The following is a 17,814-nucleotide window of genomic DNA, read 5'->3' on the forward strand; positions in this document are numbered from 1 at the left end:
GCTAGGGGCGGGCGGCGCGGCGCGCGAGGGCAGCCACCAGGGCCGTGACCTCGGCGGCGGTGCGGGTCAGGGCGGCGGCGGTGACCGCGGGGTCCATCGCCTCCTCGAGCGCCAGGGGGCCCGGGTGGATGCCGAACACGGCGTCGAACGGCGCCCCCGAACCCACCTCGACGGAGCCGGCGAGCGCGACCACGACCGCGCCGGCCGCCCGCCCGAGCGCCGCGACGCCCGCCGGCGCCTTGCCGTGCGCGGTCTGCGCATCGAGGCGGCCCTCCCCCGTGAGCACCAGGTCGGCGCCGTCCAGGGCGGCCGGCAGCCCGACCGTCCGCGCCACGTAGTCGAACCCCGGTTCCCGCCGGGCGCCGATCGCGAGCAGCGCGGCCCCGAGCCCCCCGGCCGCGCCGGCGCCGGGCAGCTCGGCGACCGGACGCCCGGCGGCCTCCAGCGCGGCACCCCATGCGCCGAGCCGCTCGTCGAGGTGCCGCACCTGGTCAGGCGTCGCCCCCTTCTGCGGCCCGAACACGTGCGCCGCACCGCGCGGTCCGTGCAGCGGGTTGTCCACGTCGGTGAGCACGAGCAGCTCCACGCCCCCGAGGTCCGGCAGCGAGGCCGGGTCGAGCGACCCGAACCGCCAGAGCGGGTTGCCCCCCGCGGCCTCGACCGGACGGCCCGCGTCGTCCAGCACCCGCGCGCCCAGCGCGACGAGCAGCCCGAGCCCGCCGTCCGTGCACGCCGTCCCGCCGAGCGTCACCGCCACCCGCCGGGCGCCGCCGTCCAGCGCGTGCCGCAGCAGCAGCCCGACCCCCGCCGACCCGGCCCGCGGCGGCAGCCCCGCGTCGACCGGGCCGGCCTGCGCCAGGCCGACGCACGCCGCCGACTCGACCACCGCCGTCGGCCCGTCGTCGAGCAGCGCGTACCCCGCCCGGACCGGGCGCCCCACCGCGTCGAGCGTCGGTGCCACGACCCGGCGACCGGGGACCGCCCGCAGCAGCGCGTCGATCGTGCCCTCGCCGCCGTCGGCGACCGGCAGCACGCGGACGTCGGCGTCGGGCACGGCCCGCAGCACGCCGGCCCGGGCCGCCTCCCCCGCCTCCGCGCTGCCGAGGCTGCCCTTGAACGAGTCGAGCGCGATCACGACCTTCACGGGCGCAGCCACACGTACCCGTAGGGCGGCAGCACCGGGTCGACGTGCGCGGTGCCCGTGAGCACGTCCGTCCCGCTGAACCCGTCCAGCGTGACGGGTGCGCCCGACACGTTCGTCACCGCCACGACCTCCTCGGGGGTGCCCGCGGCGCGGCGGACCACCAGCGCGCGCCCGGCGACGACCGACACGTCCTGCGGGGCGAAGGGGTCGAACCCCGGCTGGCCCGCCCGCACGGTGAGCATGTGCCGCAGGCCGGTGAACACCTCGCGCCGCCGGCCGGGTCGCCGCAGCTCCGCGTCGAGCTCGTCCGCGTCGAGCCGCGCGCGGTTGACCCGCCGCGCGATCCCGGACGCCGTCATGCCCGCGACGTCCTGCGGCGAGCCGAGCAGCGAGTGGTAGTAGACCGCGGGCACCCCGGCCAGCGAGAGCAGGATGCTGTGCGCCGCCAGCCCCCGGGTGACGACCTGCGCGTCGTGGTCGGCCGCGCCGGGGTCCGCGAGCGCGTCCAGGAACCCCACGTTGAGCTCGTACATCCGCTCCCGGCCGGCCGGGTCGGTGGCCATCGACACCCGCCCGCCGTGCGCGATGGCCCGCCGGGCGAGGGCGTCGCGGGCGGCGTCGTCGAGCAGCCCCTCGCTGGGCCGCATGCCGATGCCGTCGTGGCTCGCCAGGAAGGTGAACCACGTCGCCGTGCCGCTGACGGCGCCGACGCCGGCCGCCCACGCGCCGAGCACGTCCGCCCGGCCCTGCACGAACGCGTCCAGCACCAGCGGGGGCAGGGCGAACTGGTAGACGAGGTGGGCCTCGTCGCCGCCGTCGCCGAAGTAGGACACGTTCTCCGCGTGCGGCACGTTCGTCTCGGTCAGCACCAGCGTGCCGGGCGCGACGTGGTCGAGGACCGCCCGCCACGCCTTGATGACGGCGTGCGTCTGCGGCAGGTGCAGGCAGGTGGTCCCGGACTCCTTCCAGAGGAAGCCGATCGCGTCGAGCCGGATCGTGCGGGCGCCGTGCGCGACGTAGCCGAGCAGCACGTCGGTCAGGTCGAGCAGCACGCGGGGCTCACGGACGTCGACGTCGACCTGGTCGGGGCCGAACGTCGTCCACGCCTCGACCTCGCCGGGGCCGTCGCCGCGCGGGTAGCGGTGGTGCAGCGGGCTGGTCCTCGGGCGCACCACCCGCGCGTCGTCGAACGCGGGGTCCCGCTCGATGAAGTAGCCCGCGAGCTCGGGGTCGCCCGCCAGCCACCCGGTGAACGACGGGCTGCTCGCGGACATGTGGTTCGCCACGAGGTCCAGCATGACGCGCCGGTCGCCCGCGAGCGCCTCCACGTCCCGCCACGTCCCCAGGGCCGGGTCGATCTGCCGGTGGTCGACCACCGCGAACCCGTCGTCGGACGTCCACGGGTAGACCGGCAGCAGGTGCACGTCGGTGATCGCGGACCCGACGTGCTCGTCGAGCACGTGGCGCAGCGTCTGCAGCGGCGGCTCCCCCGCGCGCTGCACGGCGTCGGCGTAGGTGATGAGGTACGCCGTGGACTGGTCCGGCAACCGGGCCTCCCGGTGCGGCAGGCGCTCCGACCACCGCTCGGCGAGGTCGAGCAGGTCCGCGCGGACGCGCGGGGCGTCGTCCCCGTACAGCGGGTCGAGCAGCGGGCGCAGCGCCTCGTCGAGCGCAGGCCGGTCGAAGGCAGGCCGGTCGAAGGCAGGCCGGCCGGAGGCGGGCCGGTCGACGCCGGGCGCCCCGGGTGCGCGCCGGGGCCACACGGCCGTCACCGCGGCACCGCCGCGAGCACCACGTCGTCCGGGAACGGACCCGCGGGCGGGTCGTCGGTCAGCAGCCGGCGCGCAGCGGCCAGTCCCCACTCGTCGAGCCCGGCCACGCGGTCGGAGAACGAGCGCAGCCCGCCGAACCGCGTGACGACCCGGTCCCACTCCTCCCGGAGCGCGAACTGCGGCCGCAGCACGGCGCAGTCGGGGTCGTTGGCCCACAGCCGCCCGTGCTGCCAGGCGCGCGCCTCCAGCGGTGCCCGGCCGCGCAGCCCGGCGGAGCCGTCCTCGGCGCCCTCGTGGAACGTGTCGGGCGAGACGCGCATGGCGTCGACCAGACCGACGCTCGGCAGGATCGGCGCGCCGCACCCCACGAGGTACACGTCCGGCCCGAGCAGCTCGCGCAGCAGCCGGAGCCCCGACCGGTAGGCCTCGGTCCCGGAGGCGGCCGGGTCGTGGCGCGGGCCCGGGACGGCGCCGGCGTAGAGGAAGTCGGCCTTGACGTACCGGACCCCGAGGTCACGGACCCGCTCGGCCGCGTCGGTGAGGAGGCCCCGGACGCCGGGGTGCGTCAGGTCGAGCCCGACGAGCCGGTCGCCCCAGTTGAACCCGGCGTCGCCGACCAGCCACTCCGGGTGCTCGCGCGCGACCGTGCTGCTTGCGCCGACCACGAACGGCGCGAGCCAGACGCCGGTCTCCCGCCCGGAGGCCCGGATCTCGGCGACGAGGTCGGCCACCGGGCCGAACTCGGGCCGCGGGGCCAGGCGCTCGCCGGTGCTGCGGAGCCAGCCGTCGTCCAGCTGCACCACGTCCACCGGCAGCTCGTGCTCGTCCAGCGCGCGGACGTTCTCGGCCACGTCGGCCGCGGTGACGTCCTCGAAGTACTGGTACCAGGAGCACCACACCCGCGGGGCGGGCGGCCTCGCGGCCGGCACCCCGGCCGCGGTCGCCCACGCGTCCGCGAAGCCCGCGAACGCGGCGGCGACGTCCGGCGCCTCGGCGACCGCGACCGGGCCGTCGGCGTGCACCGTGACGCGCCCGGGCTCGACGTGCACGTCCAGGGACGGCACCTCACCCTCCGGGTCCGTCGCGCCGTACACGCGCACCGGCCCGCCGTCGCCGGGGTCGACCACGACCAGGCCCTCCCCGCGCAGGACGCCGTCGGTCACCGGCCGGCCGGGCCGGCGGCGCATCGCCGCCTCCACGTCGTGCGCGGGCGGCGCGGGCCAGGGACGGTCCGGGGTCCACCAGCCGGTCGGGCTCCAGCTCTGCCAGCCCTCGGTGTAGATCCGCGCGCGCGGGGACGCGACCGTGCCGACGGCCCTCACCGCGGCACCCCCGGCAGGTCCAGGCCGAGCCCCGTGACGGGCGTGCCCGCGCGCACCGCCGCCAGGGCGGCGGCACCGAGCCGCACCGACCCGGCGACGTGCGCGACGCCGTTCTCGGGCTCGCGCCCCTCGACGACCGCGCACTGCAGCTCGCCCATCGCGCCGGCGAAGCCGTCGACGAACCACTGGCCGTCCAGGGCGTAGGTGGTCGTCGTCCCGTCGGCCTCGAGCGCCACCCGGTCGGAGCCGAGCAGGATGCTGCCGCGGATGGTCCCGCGGGTGCCGTGCACCCAGAACGGGCACCCGCCGTCCCCCGTGCGGGCGTCGCCGACCACGCGGATCGACGCGCTCGCACCGCCGGCGGTGCCGACGTGCACCGAGGCGTGCCACGGGTTGCGGGCGTCCGCCGGCTGGCCCGGGACCCGGGAGTCCTGGGCCATGACGGTCTCGACGCGCGCACCCTCGAGCCAGCACCGCGTGATGTCGAACCAGTGCACCAGGTAGTCGGCGAGCAGCATGTGGTCGAGGTCGTCGAACGGCGTCCCCGCGATCGGCGGCAGCGGCTTGTCGTGCAGGTGGGTGACGCCGACGACGTCGCCGACCGCGCCCGACCGGATCAACTGGGTGGTCACGCGCCAGGCGGGCGCCCACCGGCCGTTCTGGTTCACCGCGACCCGCAGCCCGCTCCCGGCGGCCCGCGCGGCGACGTCCTCGAGCACGGCCAGGTCGTCGAGCGTGGTGACCACGGGCTTCTGCGCGAGCACGTGCTTGCCGGCCGCGAGGCACCGCTCGACGAGCTCCACCCGTCCCACCGGGCCGGTCGCGATGTCGACGACCTCCACCCGCGGGTCGGCGAGGAACTGCTCAACGTCGTCGTACGCCGTCGCGTCCGCGGGCAGCACCGCGCCGAGGTCGGCGGCTCTCCCCGGCCGGTCGCACGCGGCGACCACCGGGACGCCGTACGCGGCGTAGGCGGGCAGGTGCGCGGTGCGGGCGATCTGGCCGCAGCCCAGCAGCCCGACGCCGAGGGGGCGTTCGGGGAACCGCGGCCGGTGGTCGGGCACGCTCATCGGAGGTCCTCCCCCGCGGCGTCGAACCGGAGGACGGCCTGCAGCACCGCCGGGTCCCCGCTGTCGAGCAGGGCGAACACGGACGCCACGTCGGCCGCGTCCACGACGTGCGTCACGAGCGACGCCACGTCCACCGCCCCGCGGACGGCCTGGTCCATGAAGACCCGCACGAGGCGCGGCTGGTCCCACCGCGTCGCGAGCTCCGCCGGGGCCCCCGAGATCTGGCTGGAGACGAGCCGCACGCGGTTGTGGTGGAACTCCTCGCCCAGGCGCAGGGCGTCCGCGCCGCCCTGGTAGAAGCCGGACGCCGCGACGGTGCCGGTGACCACGACGGACCGGATCGCCTCGTGCAGCGCCGCGGTGCTGCCGCTCAGCTCGATCGCCGCGTCCGCGCCGCCGCCGGTGAGCCCGCGGACCGCGGCCCCCGCACCGCCCGGGACGTCCGCGGGGACGAGGTCGTGGGCACCGAGCTCGCCGGCGGCGGCCAGCCGGCGGGGCTGGGCGTCCACCGCGAGCACCCGCGCCCCCGAGAGCACCGCCAGCCGGGTGGCCAGCAGCCCGATGACGCCCTGGCCGAACACCGCGACGTCCTCCCCGAGCCGGGTGCCCGCGGCGAGCAGGCCGTTCAGCGCGATGGAGCCGACGCGCGCGAAGACGCCGACCACCGGGTCCACCCCCGCGGGCAGCGTGCGACCCGCGAGCGCCGCCGCGGGCAGGACCGCCTCGGAGCGGTGGCCCCAGATGCCGTGGACGACGTCGCCCACGGCGAGGTCCTGGACGAGCGCGCCGACCTCCACCACCTGACCGACCTCGGAGTAGCCCCAGCCGACCACGGGGTAGCCGAACGTCGGCTCCCCGTCCGTGAACAGCCGGCGGTCCGCGTCCCACGACCGCGTCAGGTAGGGGTTGGAGCCGCGGTAGGCGGTCAGCTCGGTGCCGGCGGAGACGCCGGAGTACCAGGTCCGCACCCGGACGGCGTCCTCCCGCAGCGGCTCGGCGGGGCAGGAGACGAGCTCCACCCTGCCCGGAGAGGTGAACTGGACGACTTCAGGCACGACGCTGGTCCTTTTCCGCCGGGGGATGGTGCAGTCTGACCACCACGTCCGCTGTGCCGACAGCGTCGGCAACATCGGGCTAATGGCTAGACTTATGGTGTACAGGAGTTAAGCACATTCGCTGGGCAGAAGGAAAGGACGGCCGGTGGCTCCAGGAGTGGGAGACGTGCTCGCGCTCATCCGCAGCGGGCAGGCGGTGACCCGGGGCGACGTCCTCGAGCTCACGGGCCTGTCGCGGATGACCGTCGCCCAGCGGGTGGACCGCCTGCTCGAGACCGGCCTGGTCGTCGAGAGCGGCACCGACCGGGCTACCGGTGGCCGCCGGCCGCGCCGCCTCCTGTTCAACGACGCGCACGCGCACCTCGTGGCGGTCACCGTGGCGACCCGGCACACGCGCGCGGCGGTCACCGACCTGGCCGGCACGGTGCTCGCCCGCGGCGCGGCGGACGTGGCGGTCGCGGACGGGCCGGAGCGCACGCTCGCCGTGGTCGGCGACCTCGTCCGGGACCTGCTCGGGGAGGCCGAAACGACGCAGCTCGCCGGCGTGGGGATCAGCGTGCCCGGGCCGGTGGACCCGGCCACGAGCAGGCCGTCCCAGCCGCCGATCATGCCCGGGTGGGACGGGTACCCCGTCGCGGACGTGCTCGGCGACGCCCTCGGCGCACCCGTGCTCGTCGCGAACGACGCCGACGCGGAGGCGGTCGGCGAGCACGCCGCCGGTGCCCCGGTGCCGGCCCTCTGCTACGTCAAGGTGTCGACGGGCATCGGCGTCGGCATCGTGCTCGCCGGGGCGGTCTACCCCGGTGCGGACGGCGGCGCCGGGGACATCGGGCACGTGAAGATCGCCGGCCACGAGGACGCGCTCTGCCAGTGCGGGGCGCGGGGCTGCCTCGCCGCCGTCGCCTCCGGCAGGGCCGTCGCCCGTGAGCTGCAGGCGCTGGGGCACGAGACGGCGTCCGGCCGCGACGTGCACGCGCTGCTCGAGCGCGGTGACGCCGACGCCACCGAGGCCACCCGCGCTGCGGGCCGGACGATCGGCCGGGTGCTCGCGACCGTCGTCTCGCTGCTCAACCCGAGCACCGTCGTGCTCGGCGGCGACCTGGCGTCCGCCGCGCTGCTGACCGGGGTGCGGGAGACGGTCTACCCGCTCTCCCTGCCCCGGGCCACGCGCCACCTCGACATGCGGCTCGCCCGCCTCGGCGAGGACGCCGGCGTGGCCGGGCTCGCGCGGATGCTCGTCGACCGGGAGTTCGCGGCGGACGCGGTCAACCGCCGGCTGGGCGGCTGACCGCGTCGTCGTCGGCACCGGGGCGTCGGCCCTTCTCGTCGCCGGGCGTCAGCCCTTGTCGGCGCCGGCCGCCAGACCGTCGGTGAGCTTCCGCTCGGCGAGCGCGTACAGCAGCACGATCGGGATCGTGAGCAGCACCGAGCCGGCCATCAGCACCGTCTTGGGCACCTCCACGCCGTTCGACAGCTGCGACAGCCCGAGGGAGACGGTCCAGAGGTCGCGCTTGGCGGTGAGGAACAGCAGCGCGAACAGGAACTCGTTCCAGGCGATCATGAACACGTACAGCAGCGTCGACATGATGGTCGGCATCGCCAGCGGCACGGTGATGAGCCGCATCGTCTGCAGCCGGCTCGCGCCGTCCACGCGCGCCGCCTCGTCGATCGACACGGGGATCGTGTCGAAGTAGTTGCGCAGCATGTGGATCGACACCGGGATGTTGAGCGCCACGTAGACGATGATCAGGCCGACCAGCGACTCGCGGATCCCCATGCGGGAGAACGCCACGAACAGCGGGATCGCGATGATGATCGCCGGGAACATGTACACCACCAGGAACAGCGACGACAGGTGCCGGCGCCCGACGAAGCGCAGCCGGGACACCGCGTACGAGCCGGGGATCACCAGCAGCATCGTCACCGCCGCCGTCACGACCGCCACCAGGGCGGAGTTGCCCATGAACCCGGCGAACCCCTGACCCCCCTCGGACTGCGGCGCCAGCACCTGCCGGTAGGTGTCGAAGGTGAGCTGGTCGGGCGGGATCACCAGCCGGTCGGGCTGCCGCAGCAGCTCCTCGATCGGCACGAAGCTGAGCAGGACCATGTAGTAGAACGGGAACACCGCGGCGATCAGCAGGAGCGTGATCAGGACGGGGCGTGCGACGGCGAGCACGCGACGCTCGACGGCGAGGCGGTTCACGGCTGGGTCTCCTTCCGGCCGACGAGGACGAAGTAGGCCGCGAGCAGCGCGCCCAGGACGATCGCGAGGACCATCGCCGTGGTCGCCCCGCCGCCGATGTCGAACGACCCGACGAGCTGGTTGTAGACCCGGACGGCCGCGACCTCGGTGCCCGCGGCACCGCCGGTGAGCAGGTACACGTCGTCGAACTTGTTGAACGTCATGATCAGGCGCAGCACGGACAGCAGCGCCAGCACCGGCATGAGCTGCGGGAGCGTGACGTAGCGGAACGTCTGGGTGGGCGTGGCGCCGTCGAGCACGGCGGCCTCGTCGATGTCCTTCGGCAGGGCCGTCATCCGCGCCGCGATGAAGATCAGGGCGAACGGGAAGTACCGCCAGATCTCGAACGCGATGACCGTCGCGAGCGCGTACGGCGCCCGGCCGAGGAAGTCGATCGGCTGGTCCCAGCCCAGCAGGTCGGTTCCCCAGATGTTCACGATGCCGAACTGCGGGTTGAGCATCATCTGCCAGACGAACGTCATCGCCACGACCGGCGCGACGTACGGCAGCAGCAGGAGCGCCCGGACCACGCCGCGGCCGCGGAACCTGCTGCGCAGCGCGAGCGCCGCCGCCAGCCCGAGCGCGATGGAGCCCGCCGTGGTGCACACGGAGTAGACGACGGTGGTCCACAGCGAGCGCCAGAACCCGGTCGACGTCAGCACGTCGACGTAGTTCTGCAGCGTGAACGTGCCGAACAGCTCGCCGCGGCGCAGCGTGGTGAGTGAGACGTCCTGGACCGACAGCACCAGGTTCCAGATGATCGGGACCACGATGGTGACGCCGATGATGATCGAGGCCGGCAGCACCAGGCCGATGCCCTCGAGGTGCGCCCTGCGGCGCGCCGCCCGCTGCTGGGGCCGTTCCGCCGCCGGCGTGCCGGTCGGCCGTGCCTGCAGCGCGGTCACGACAGGCCTGCCGCGATGTCGGCGACGGCCTGGTCGGCCTGCCGCGCCGCGCCCTCGGCGTCGAGCGCGCCGGCGGCCAGGTCGGAGATCGCCTTGGGGATCGGGAGCTGGGTGGTGACGGGACCGAGCAGCGCGCCGTGGCCGGAGGTGATGGCCCACCGGTCGAGCGTGGTCGGTGCCGCCGCGATGGTCGCGACCACCTCGGGTCCGTAGACCTCGGCCATGGGTGCCTTGGCGTCGACGCCCATCTCGAGGGTGTCCCACGCCGCGCTGAACCGGTCCGGGTCCTCCGGGGTGCCGGTCCGGACGGGGATCTTGCCCTCGGGTGCCTGGCGCATCCAGTCCTCGTACCCCTCGTCCATGACGAACTCGATGTACTGCTGCGCGAGGTCGGTGTCGGCGTCGTCCATCACGGCGAAGTTCTGCACCTCGCCGTACGAGCCGGGGTCGTCGGTGTCCGGGCCGGCGACCGTCGTGATCACCCCGCTGTTCGCGGCCAGGAACCCCGGGTCGTCCAGGCACTCCGGGCACGTCGGCAGGGCGTCGTTCCGCAGCCCGGCGAGCTCGTCGAGCAGGAACGTGGACCACATGACCATCGCCGACTGGCCTGCGAAGTAGGTGGCGCGCGTCGAGTCGACGCTCTGCGTGCCCGCCGGGGAGTAGTCGGAGGCGAGCGCCTCGTAGAGCTCCCAGGTCGCCTGGCAGGCGGGCGACTCCAGCGCGGCCTCGCCGTCGTCGTCGACGAGCTCGCAGCCGTTGCCCAGCGCGAGGGACTCGAAGGTCTGCGAGGTGAACACGTCGGCGGCGTCGGTGGCGAGCGAGATGCCGAACCGCCCGTCGGTGGTCAGCTCCCGCGCCGCCGTCTCCAGCGCCTCGAAGGTGGTGGGCGGCTCCAGGCCTGCCGCCTCGAACAGGTCGGCCCGGTAGACGAGGATCTGCGACCACGCGTCGGACGGGACGCCGACCTGCACGTCGCCGTCGCGGGACAGCGCGAGCGCCGCCTCGGCGAACGTCTCCTCCCCCAGGGCCTCGACGACCTCGGCGTTGGCGGCGGTGTCGACCAGCTCCTGGCCGGCGAGCTGCCGGACGAAGGAGAGGCTGAGCAGCGACACGACGTCCGGCAGCTCGCCGGACAGCGCCGCGGACTGGATCAGCTGGACGGTCTGCGACTCCTCCACGGGCACGAGCTCCACCTCGATGCCGGTGGCCGCCGTGAACGCCTCGTCGATCTCGCGCTGGACCGCGATCCGCGGCTCCTGCGCCTCCATGGTCCACACGACGAGCCGGTCGTCCGGGCCGCCGAGATCACCGCCCGCGCAGGCGGTCGTGGCCAGGACGCCGGCGACGGCGGCCAGACCGACGGCGCGACGGCGCGCCGTTCGTGGAGTCAGCATGTTCGCTCCCCAGTGAGCCGGACAGTACTTATGCATACTGGCATGACAGAAGGCGTCTAGCCAATAGCACTATGGGTCCGACGGAGCGCTCCTCACGCCTCCAGCAGGAGGACGCCGCGCACCAGCGGCCCGATCACCACCAGGTACATCAGCCCGAAGAACACCCCGGCCACCAGGGTGAACCCCGCCGCGGAGGCGGCCCGCCCGGGCTCGCGCAGGTGCCGCACCACCTTCGCCGCGAGCGACCACGGGTGCAGCACGTCCCAGGTGTTCACGCGGATGTTCCTGCCGAGGTAGATGCCGAAGGCGGCGAGCAGCAGCACGACCACCACCAGCACCCGCACCTCGGTCCCCTCCAGGGCGCGCACCTCGCCGAACCGGAGCGCGGCGTACGCGAGCTGCACGAGGAGCACGTTGAACAGCATGTTGAGCACGCCGGACATCGCCAGGGACAGCACCAGGAGCACGTCGTACCACTCGGGCACCCGCTCCCCCGGCCGCCGGTGCGACAGGTTGAGCTCCGTGACCAGGTAGCCGGCGTTGGGCAGGAGCAGCAGCCAGACCAGCACGACCACGACCTCGAGCGCGGCGGCGACCGGCACCGGCAGACCGGCGGCGAGCACGACCGCGACCAGCAGGACCCCCACGCCCAGGACGACCACGGGCGCGACGGACAGCGCGACGTTGAGCAGCATCGGCCGGTACAGGCGGGTGCGGAACAGCGGGGCCCGCGCCAGGACCAGCACGACGGCGAGGACGTTCATCCCCACGATGCCCAGCACGGTGTCGTTGAACAGCACGCGGGTCCCCCGTCGCCACGCCCCGGCGCCTGGTGCGCCGCGGCTCGCCCGGGTCGGACGATACCGACGGCGGGACGTCGCCGCGGGTCAGCGCCTCAGCGCGGCACGACCCCCCGGTTCCGCAGGCCCCAGATCGCCGAGTCCGTCAGCGCCTCCCACGACGCCTCGATGAGGTTCGGCCCCACCCCGACGGTGCTCCAGGCGGTCTGGCCGTCGGTGGTCTCGATGAGCACGCGCGTGACGGCGTCGGTGCCGTGCATCGCGTCGAGGATGCGGACCTTGAAGTCGATCAGCTCGAACTCGGCGAGCTCCGGGTACACCCGCTGCAGCGCGAGGCGCAGCGCGTGGTCCAGGGCGTTCACCGGGCCGTTTCCCTCCCCGGTCGCGACGACGCGCTCGCCGCCGGCGTGCAGCTTCACGGTGGCCTCCGCGGTGGCGGGGGTGCCGCGGGAGCCGGCGCGCTCGACGATGGTCCGCCAGCTCTCCACGCGGAAGTACGCGGGGCGGGCGCCGTCGACCTCCTCGGCGAGCAGCAGCTCGAACGAGGCGTCGGCCGCGTCGTACGTGTAGCCCTGCGCCTCGGCGTCCTTGATCCGGTTGGTGACCCGGGTCAGCACGTCGTCCTGCCCGGCGAGGTCGAACCCGAGCTCGCGCCCCTTGAGCTCCACCGACGCGCGACCGGCCATCTCGGAGACCAGCATCCGCATGCCGTTGCCGACCGCCTGCGGGTCGATGTGCTGGTAGAGGTCGGGGTCGACGCGGATCGCCGAGGCGTGCAGGCCGGCCTTGTGCGCGAACGCGCTCACGCCGACGTACGGCTGGCGGGCGAACGGCGCGATGTTGGTGATCTCGCTGATCTGGTGCGCGATCCGGGTCATCCCCGCGAGCCCGCCGGAGCCGTCGGCGGGGGGCACGAGCACGCCCCGGCCGGTCTTGAGCTCGAGGTTCGCGACGACGGCCAGCAGGTCCGCGTTGCCGGTGCGCTCGCCGTAGCCGTTGACGGTGCCCTGCACGTGCACGACCCCCGCCTCGACCGCCGCCAGGCTGTTCGCGACGGCGCAGCCCGAGTCGTTGTGGGCGTGCACGCCGAGCCGGGTCAGGGCGTCCGCGGTCCCGAGCGCGGCGCGCAGGTCCCGGACCACCTCCGCGACGCCGGCGGGCAGCATCCCGCCGTTGGTGTCGCACAGCACGACGGTCTCCGCCCCCGCCTCGACCGCCGCGAGCACGACGTCGCGCGCGTACGCGGGGTCGTGCCGGAAGCCGTCGAAGAAGTGCTCCGCGTCGACCACCACGCGCCGGCCCTCCTGGGCCAGCAGCCGCACCGAGTCCGCGACCATCGCGAGGTTCTCCGGCCCGGTCGTGCGCAGCGCCCGCTCGACGTGCCGGGAGTCGCTCTTGGCGACCAGCGTGACGACCGGCGCCTCGGAGTCGAGCAGCGCCCGCAGCTGCGGGTCGTCCCACGCCCGCACGCCCGGCTTGCGGGTCGCGCCGAACGCCGCGAGCACCGCGTGCCGCAGGTCGAGCTCCTTGGCAGCCCGCGCGAAGAACTCCGTGTCCTTCGGGATCGCGCCCGGCCAGCCGCCCTCGATGTACCCCACGCCCAGCTCGTCCAGCAGTGGCGCGATCGCGAGCTTGTCGGCGACCGACAGGTTCATGCCCTCCTGCTGGGCGCCGTCGCGCAGCGTCGTGTCGTAGACGTCGAACGCGGCGGGACCGTCGGAGGCGGGGTGGGCCGCGCCGCCGCGGGGCAGCGTGGCGGGGGCGTCGTCGCGGGACTCAGGGGTCACGGTCGTGCTTCTCTCGGCGAGGTGGCGAGGGTCGAGGGTGCCGGGGCGTGGGAGGCACAGCAACAAAAAGACCCCCCGGGATCGGGAGGTCGGCGCGTCCGCGGTGGTGGGCGGACGCGCTAGGCGATGACGATCGGGTGACGGTCGGTCATGCGCACATCGTGACACACGCCACGCACCCCGTCAGCCCCGTCCACGCTCCGGACCACCGGCCCCACCCCCCGCCGAGGTCGGCAGCCGGCGGCCGAGGTCGGCAGCTCGGGCTGCCGACCTCGACCGCGCAGTGCCGACCTCGGCGGACGCGGGACCCGCTCACGCCAGGCGGTACATCCAGCCGTTCGGGTCGGCGGCGCGGCCGTACTGGATGTCCGTGAGGCGCTGGCGGATGCTGGCCGTCACCGTCCCGGCGCTGCCGTCGCCGACCGTCTCGTCGAAGTCCGTGCCCGCGAGCCGGCCGATGGGCGTCACGACGGCGGCCGTCCCGCACGCGAACACCTCGGCGACGCTGCCGTCGCGCAGGCCGGCCAGCAGCTCGGCCAGCGGGATGTCCCGCTCGCGGATCTCCCGGCCGTCCTCGCTCAGCAGCTGCAGGATCGAGGAGCGGGTGACCCCCTCGAGGATCGTCCCGGACAGCCGCGGCGTCGACACCGAGCCGTCGGCCCCGATGACGAAGACGTTCATGCCGCCGAGCTCCTCGAGCAGCGTGTTCGTGCTCGCGTCCAGGAAGCACACCTGCTCGCACCCGCGGGCGTAGGCCTCCTGCTGCGGGAGCAGGCTCGCGGCGTAGTTGCCCCCGGTCTTGGCGGCGCCCATCCCCCCGGCGCCGGCGCGGTGGTAGTCCTCCGAGACCCAGATCGACACCGGCTGCACGCCGCCCGCGAAGTACGAGCCCACCGGGGACGCGATGACCAGGTACTCCGCCTGCTGGCTGGGCCGCACGCCGAGGAAGGCCTCCGAGGCGTACATGAACGGCCGCAGGTACAGGCTCGTCTCCTCGCCGGACGGCACCCACGCGAGGTCGGTGCGGACCAGGGCCGTCACGGAGCCGAGGAAGTCCTCGGTCGACAGCTCGGGCAGCGCCAGGCGGCGCGCGGAGCGCTGCAGCCGCTCGGCGTTGGCCCACGGGCGGAACGTCCACACCGAGCCGTCCTCGTGCCGGTACGCCTTCAGGCCCTCGAAGATCTCCTGGGCGTAGTGCAGCACCGCCGTCGCGGGGTCGAGCAGCAGCGGGCCGTACTTCTCGACGCGGCGGTCGTGCCAGCCGAGGCCCTGCGTCCAGGTGACGCGGGCCATGTGGTCGGTGAAGACGGTGCCGAACTTCGGCGTGGCCAGCAGCGACTCCCGCTCGGCGTCGGGCGTGGGGCTGTCGGTGCGGTGGACCTCGAAGGCGGAGCCGAGGTCGGTCGTGTCGGAGATGCTCATGAGTCTGCGGCCTTTCACCAGGAGTCTGATCTGACGGTACCTGGGGCGACGGCCGGATGGGCACGCCTGCGCCCCTCGACCGCGGGTGCGGCGAGGGGCGGGCGCGGGGTCGCTCAGCCGGCGATGCGCGCGGCGAGGTCCTTGCCCACCTCGGCCGTCGACCGTACTCGGCCGGCGCGCTCGAGGACGTCCGCGGCGACGGCGGCCTCGACGCGGGCGGCGGCCTCGGTCTGGCCCAGGTGGTCGAGCAGCAGCGCGACCGACAGCACGGTGGCGGTCGGGTCGGCCTTGCCCTGGCCGGCGATGTCCGGGGCGGAGCCGTGCACGGGCTCGAACATGCTCGGCGTGGTGCGGTCCGGGTTGATGTTCGCGGACGCGGCCAGGCCGATGCCGCCGACGATCGCGCCGGCCAGGTCGGTGAGGATGTCGCCGAACAGGTTGTCGGTGACGATCACGTCGAACCGGGACGGGTCCGTCACCAGGAAGATCGTGGCGGCGTCGACGTGCAGGTAGTCGACGGTCACGTCCGGGAACTCGGCGTTGACGGCCTCGACCGTCCGCCGCCACAGGTGGCCGGCGTGCACGAGGACGTTGTGCTTGTGCACGAGGGTCAGCTTCTTGCGGGGGCGCGCGGCGGCCCGGGCGAACGCGTCCCGGACGACCCGCTCGACGCCGAACGCGGTGTTCACGGACACCTCGTTGGCGATCTCGTGCGGCGTGCCGACGCGGATCGCGCCGCCGTTGCCGACGTACGGGCCCTCGGTGCCCTCCCGGACGACGACGAAGTCGACGTCGCCCGGGGCCGCCAGCGGCGACGCCACACCCGGGTAGAGCTTCGCGGGCCGCAGGTTCACGTAGTGGTCCAGGGCGAACCGCAGCCGCAGCAGCAGGCCGCGCTCGAGGACGCCGGACGGGACGGTCGGGTCGCCGATCGCGCCGAGCAGGATCGCGTCGTGCGTGCGGATCGCGGCCAGGTCCTCGTCGGTGAGGGTCTCGCCGGTCGCGTGCCAGCGGCGGGCGCCCAGGTCGAAGTCGGTGGTCGACACGGTGGTGCCGGTGCCGGACAGGGCCGCGTCGAGCGCGAGCAGCCCCTGCTCCACGACCTCGGTGCCGATGCCGTCGCCCGCGACGACCGCCAGGTTGATCTGCTGCGCCATGCTCTCCACCCTAGTGATCCGTCCCACCTCGCGGGACGGTCGTCTCAATGAGCGGACGCGGTCGCGGTCGCCCCGCGGTCGGACGGCCGCGGGTACAGCAGCTCGAACCGCTCGGTCACCACCGGCATCTCCGGCGAGAACTGCTCCCCCAGCGGCTCCAGCACCCGGCGCCAGTACTTCTCGTGCTCGACCCGCCACGAGGCGAGGCTCCGGTCGTCCTCGCCCTCGGAGGCCGCGAACTCCTCGTCGACCTCGTCGAACCGCACCGTCTCGACCGCCGTGGTGCGGATGAGGGCCGCGGGGTGCCCCGCCGAGTCCACGATGATCGACAGGTCGCCGCGGACCGGGAGGGACTCGTCCCCGTGCCGGAACTCGGCCAGCGCGGTGGACGTGCCCGTCTTCTCGCCGTCGAGCACGGCGGCCAGCAGCGAGTCCGCGAGCGCCGGGTTGTCCCCGAACGACCACGTCGGCGGCACGAGCGTGCCGTGGACGTCGGGCCCCGTGACCGACACGAGCCGGACCACGCCGGCGCGCACCCGCGCGATCTCCCAGAAGGCGAGGATCTCCTCGGGCCGGTGGTCCACGGGGGCTGCGTCGTCCGTCATGCCCCCATCCTCGCCGACCCGGGGCCCCGGGACGACGAAAGGGAGAGCCCCGCCGCGGCACGCCGGGCGTGTCGGGCGGGGCTCTCCCTGCGCGGGGCAGGCGGGTCAGCGCGCGGCCGAGCCCTCCACGTAGTCCGTGTCGGACGGCTTGACCCAGGCGAACAGCTTGCGCAGCTCGCGGCCGACCGGCTCGATCGGGTGGTTCTGGCCCTGCTCACGCAGCTGCTTGAACTCCGGCGCGCCGGCGTCCTGGTCGGCGATGAACCGCTCGGCGAAGGCGCCGTTCTGGATGTCGCCGAGAACGGCCTTCATGTTCTCCTTCACGTCGGGCGTGATGACCCGCGGGCCGGAGACGTAGTCGCCGTACTCGGCGGTGTCGGAGACGGACCAGCGCTGCTTGGTGATGCCGCCCTCGAAGATGAGGTCGACGATCAGCTTCAGCTCGTGCAGCACCTCGAAGTACGCGACCTCGGGCTGGTAGCCGGCCTCCGTCAGGGTCTCGAACCCGTACTGGATCAGCTGCGACACGCCACCGCACAGGACGGCCTGCTCGCCGAACAGGTCGGTCTCGGTCTCCTCGGTGAACGTGGTCTTGATGCCCGCGGCGCGCAGGCCGCCGATGCCCTTGGCGTAGGACAGCGCGAGGTCCCAGGCGGAGCCCGACGCGTCCTGCTCGACGGCGACGATCACGGGCACGCCGCGGCCGTCGACGTACTCGCGGCGCACCAGGTGGCCCGGGCCCTTGGGCGCGACCATCACGATGTCGTGGCCGGCCTCCGGCTTGATGTAGCCGAACCGGATGTTGAAGCCGTGGCCGAAGACCAGGGCCGCGCCCTCGCGCAGGTTCGGGGCGATCTCGTCGCGGTAGATGTGCCGCTGCACCTGGTCCGGCGCGAGGATGACCACGACGTCGGCGCCCTTCACGGCGTCGGCGACCGACGCGACCGCGAGGCCCTCGTTCGCCGCCTTGTCGCGGGACGCGGAGCCCTCGCGGAGGCCGACGGTCACGTCGACGCCCGAGTCGCGCAGGTTGAGCGCGTGCGCGTGCCCCTGGCTGCCGTACCCGATGACGGCGACCTTCTTGCTCTGGATGACCGACAGGTCGGCGTCGTCGTCGTAGAACAGCTCAGCCACGATGG

15 protein-coding genes are annotated in these 17,814 nt (G+C 74.4%); 1 reads left to right on the forward strand and 14 read right to left on the reverse strand.

Annotated elements, in window-relative coordinates:
- Window position 1 precedes the first annotated feature (1 nt).
- Genes QNH85_RS10355 through QNH85_RS10375 form a run of 5 tightly spaced genes read right to left on the reverse strand, consistent with a single transcriptional unit; the run spans window position 2 to window position 6,363 of the window.
- Complete coding sequence (locus tag QNH85_RS10355) at window positions 2-1,144, reverse strand: glycerate kinase family protein (protein WP_282946289.1); 1,143 nt, start codon at window positions 1,142-1,144, stop codon at window positions 2-4.
- Window positions 1,141-2,916 carry an alpha-amylase family glycosyl hydrolase gene (locus QNH85_RS10360; RefSeq protein WP_282946290.1) on the reverse strand — a complete coding sequence of 592 codons (1,776 nt, stop codon included), beginning with the start codon at window positions 2,914-2,916 and terminating at the stop codon, window positions 1,141-1,143. The genes QNH85_RS10355 and QNH85_RS10360 overlap by 4 nt, the downstream gene beginning before the upstream one ends.
- Window positions 2,913-4,238 (reverse strand): glycoside hydrolase family 36 protein, encoded by a 1,326-nt coding sequence (locus QNH85_RS10365; RefSeq protein ID WP_282946291.1) that lies wholly within the window; start codon window positions 4,236-4,238, stop codon window positions 2,913-2,915. Before QNH85_RS10365 ends, QNH85_RS10360 begins: the two co-directional genes overlap by 4 nt.
- Window positions 4,235-5,308, reverse strand: coding sequence for a Gfo/Idh/MocA family protein (locus tag QNH85_RS10370; RefSeq protein ID WP_282946292.1), 1,074 nt, complete (start codon window positions 5,306-5,308; stop codon window positions 4,235-4,237). Before QNH85_RS10370 ends, QNH85_RS10365 begins: the two co-directional genes overlap by 4 nt.
- Window positions 5,305-6,363: a zinc-dependent alcohol dehydrogenase gene (locus QNH85_RS10375; RefSeq protein ID WP_282946294.1), complete on the reverse strand. Its 1,059-nt coding sequence runs from the start codon at window positions 6,361-6,363 to the stop codon at window positions 5,305-5,307. Before QNH85_RS10375 ends, QNH85_RS10370 begins: the two co-directional genes overlap by 4 nt.
- A 166-nt stretch (window positions 6,364-6,529) precedes the next feature.
- Here QNH85_RS10375 and QNH85_RS10380 point away from each other — a divergent pair, with 166 nt between their 5' ends.
- Window positions 6,530-7,651, forward strand: coding sequence for an ROK family transcriptional regulator (locus QNH85_RS10380; RefSeq protein WP_282946296.1), 1,122 nt, complete (start codon window positions 6,530-6,532; stop codon window positions 7,649-7,651).
- Window positions 7,652-7,699: 48 nt separating this feature from the next.
- On the opposite strand, the gene QNH85_RS10385 is transcribed toward QNH85_RS10380, so the two are convergent.
- From QNH85_RS10385 to ilvC, 9 genes are all read right to left on the reverse strand, one after another.
- A complete protein-coding gene (locus QNH85_RS10385; protein WP_213281065.1) occupies window positions 7,700-8,566 on the reverse strand; it encodes a carbohydrate ABC transporter permease in 867 nt (288 codons plus the stop codon).
- On the reverse strand, window positions 8,563-9,510 hold the full coding sequence (locus QNH85_RS10390; RefSeq protein WP_282946299.1) for a carbohydrate ABC transporter permease: 948 nt from the start codon (window positions 9,508-9,510) through the stop codon (window positions 8,563-8,565). Before QNH85_RS10390 ends, QNH85_RS10385 begins: the two co-directional genes overlap by 4 nt.
- Complete coding sequence (locus QNH85_RS10395) at window positions 9,507-10,904, reverse strand: ABC transporter substrate-binding protein (RefSeq protein WP_282946301.1); 1,398 nt, start codon at window positions 10,902-10,904, stop codon at window positions 9,507-9,509. Before QNH85_RS10395 ends, QNH85_RS10390 begins: the two co-directional genes overlap by 4 nt.
- Before the next feature lie 92 nt (window positions 10,905-10,996).
- Window positions 10,997-11,704, reverse strand: a complete 708-nt coding sequence (locus QNH85_RS10400; RefSeq protein ID WP_282946303.1) for a DUF1361 domain-containing protein — start codon at window positions 11,702-11,704, stop codon at window positions 10,997-10,999.
- Between the two features lie 95 nt (window positions 11,705-11,799).
- Entirely contained in the window at window positions 11,800-13,455 is a 1,656-nt protein-coding gene (gene cimA / locus QNH85_RS10405; protein WP_282946468.1) for a citramalate synthase, read from the reverse strand.
- 348 nt (window positions 13,456-13,803) lie between these two features.
- Entirely contained in the window at window positions 13,804-14,913 is a 1,110-nt protein-coding gene (locus tag QNH85_RS10410; protein ID WP_282946305.1) for a branched-chain amino acid aminotransferase, read from the reverse strand.
- Between the two features lie 113 nt (window positions 14,914-15,026).
- Window positions 15,027-16,070 carry a 3-isopropylmalate dehydrogenase gene (locus QNH85_RS10415; protein WP_213281061.1) on the reverse strand — a complete coding sequence of 348 codons (1,044 nt, stop codon included), beginning with the start codon at window positions 16,068-16,070 and terminating at the stop codon, window positions 15,027-15,029.
- A 44-nt stretch (window positions 16,071-16,114) separates the two neighbouring features.
- The gene (locus QNH85_RS10420) at window positions 16,115-16,675 is read right to left on the reverse strand and encodes an ASCH domain-containing protein (protein WP_282946308.1); all 561 of its coding nucleotides are present in this window, start codon (window positions 16,673-16,675) and stop codon (window positions 16,115-16,117) included.
- Window positions 16,676-16,780: 105 nt separating this feature from the next.
- Complete coding sequence (ilvC, locus tag QNH85_RS10425; protein ID WP_213281059.1) at window positions 16,781-17,809, reverse strand: ketol-acid reductoisomerase; 1,029 nt, start codon at window positions 17,807-17,809, stop codon at window positions 16,781-16,783.
- Window positions 17,810-17,814: the final 5 nt, after the last annotated feature.

The sequence above is a fragment of the Cellulomonas endometrii genome (assembly GCF_949769265.1).
In the GTDB taxonomy this organism is placed as follows: domain Bacteria; phylum Actinomycetota; class Actinomycetes; order Actinomycetales; family Cellulomonadaceae; genus Cellulomonas; species Cellulomonas endometrii.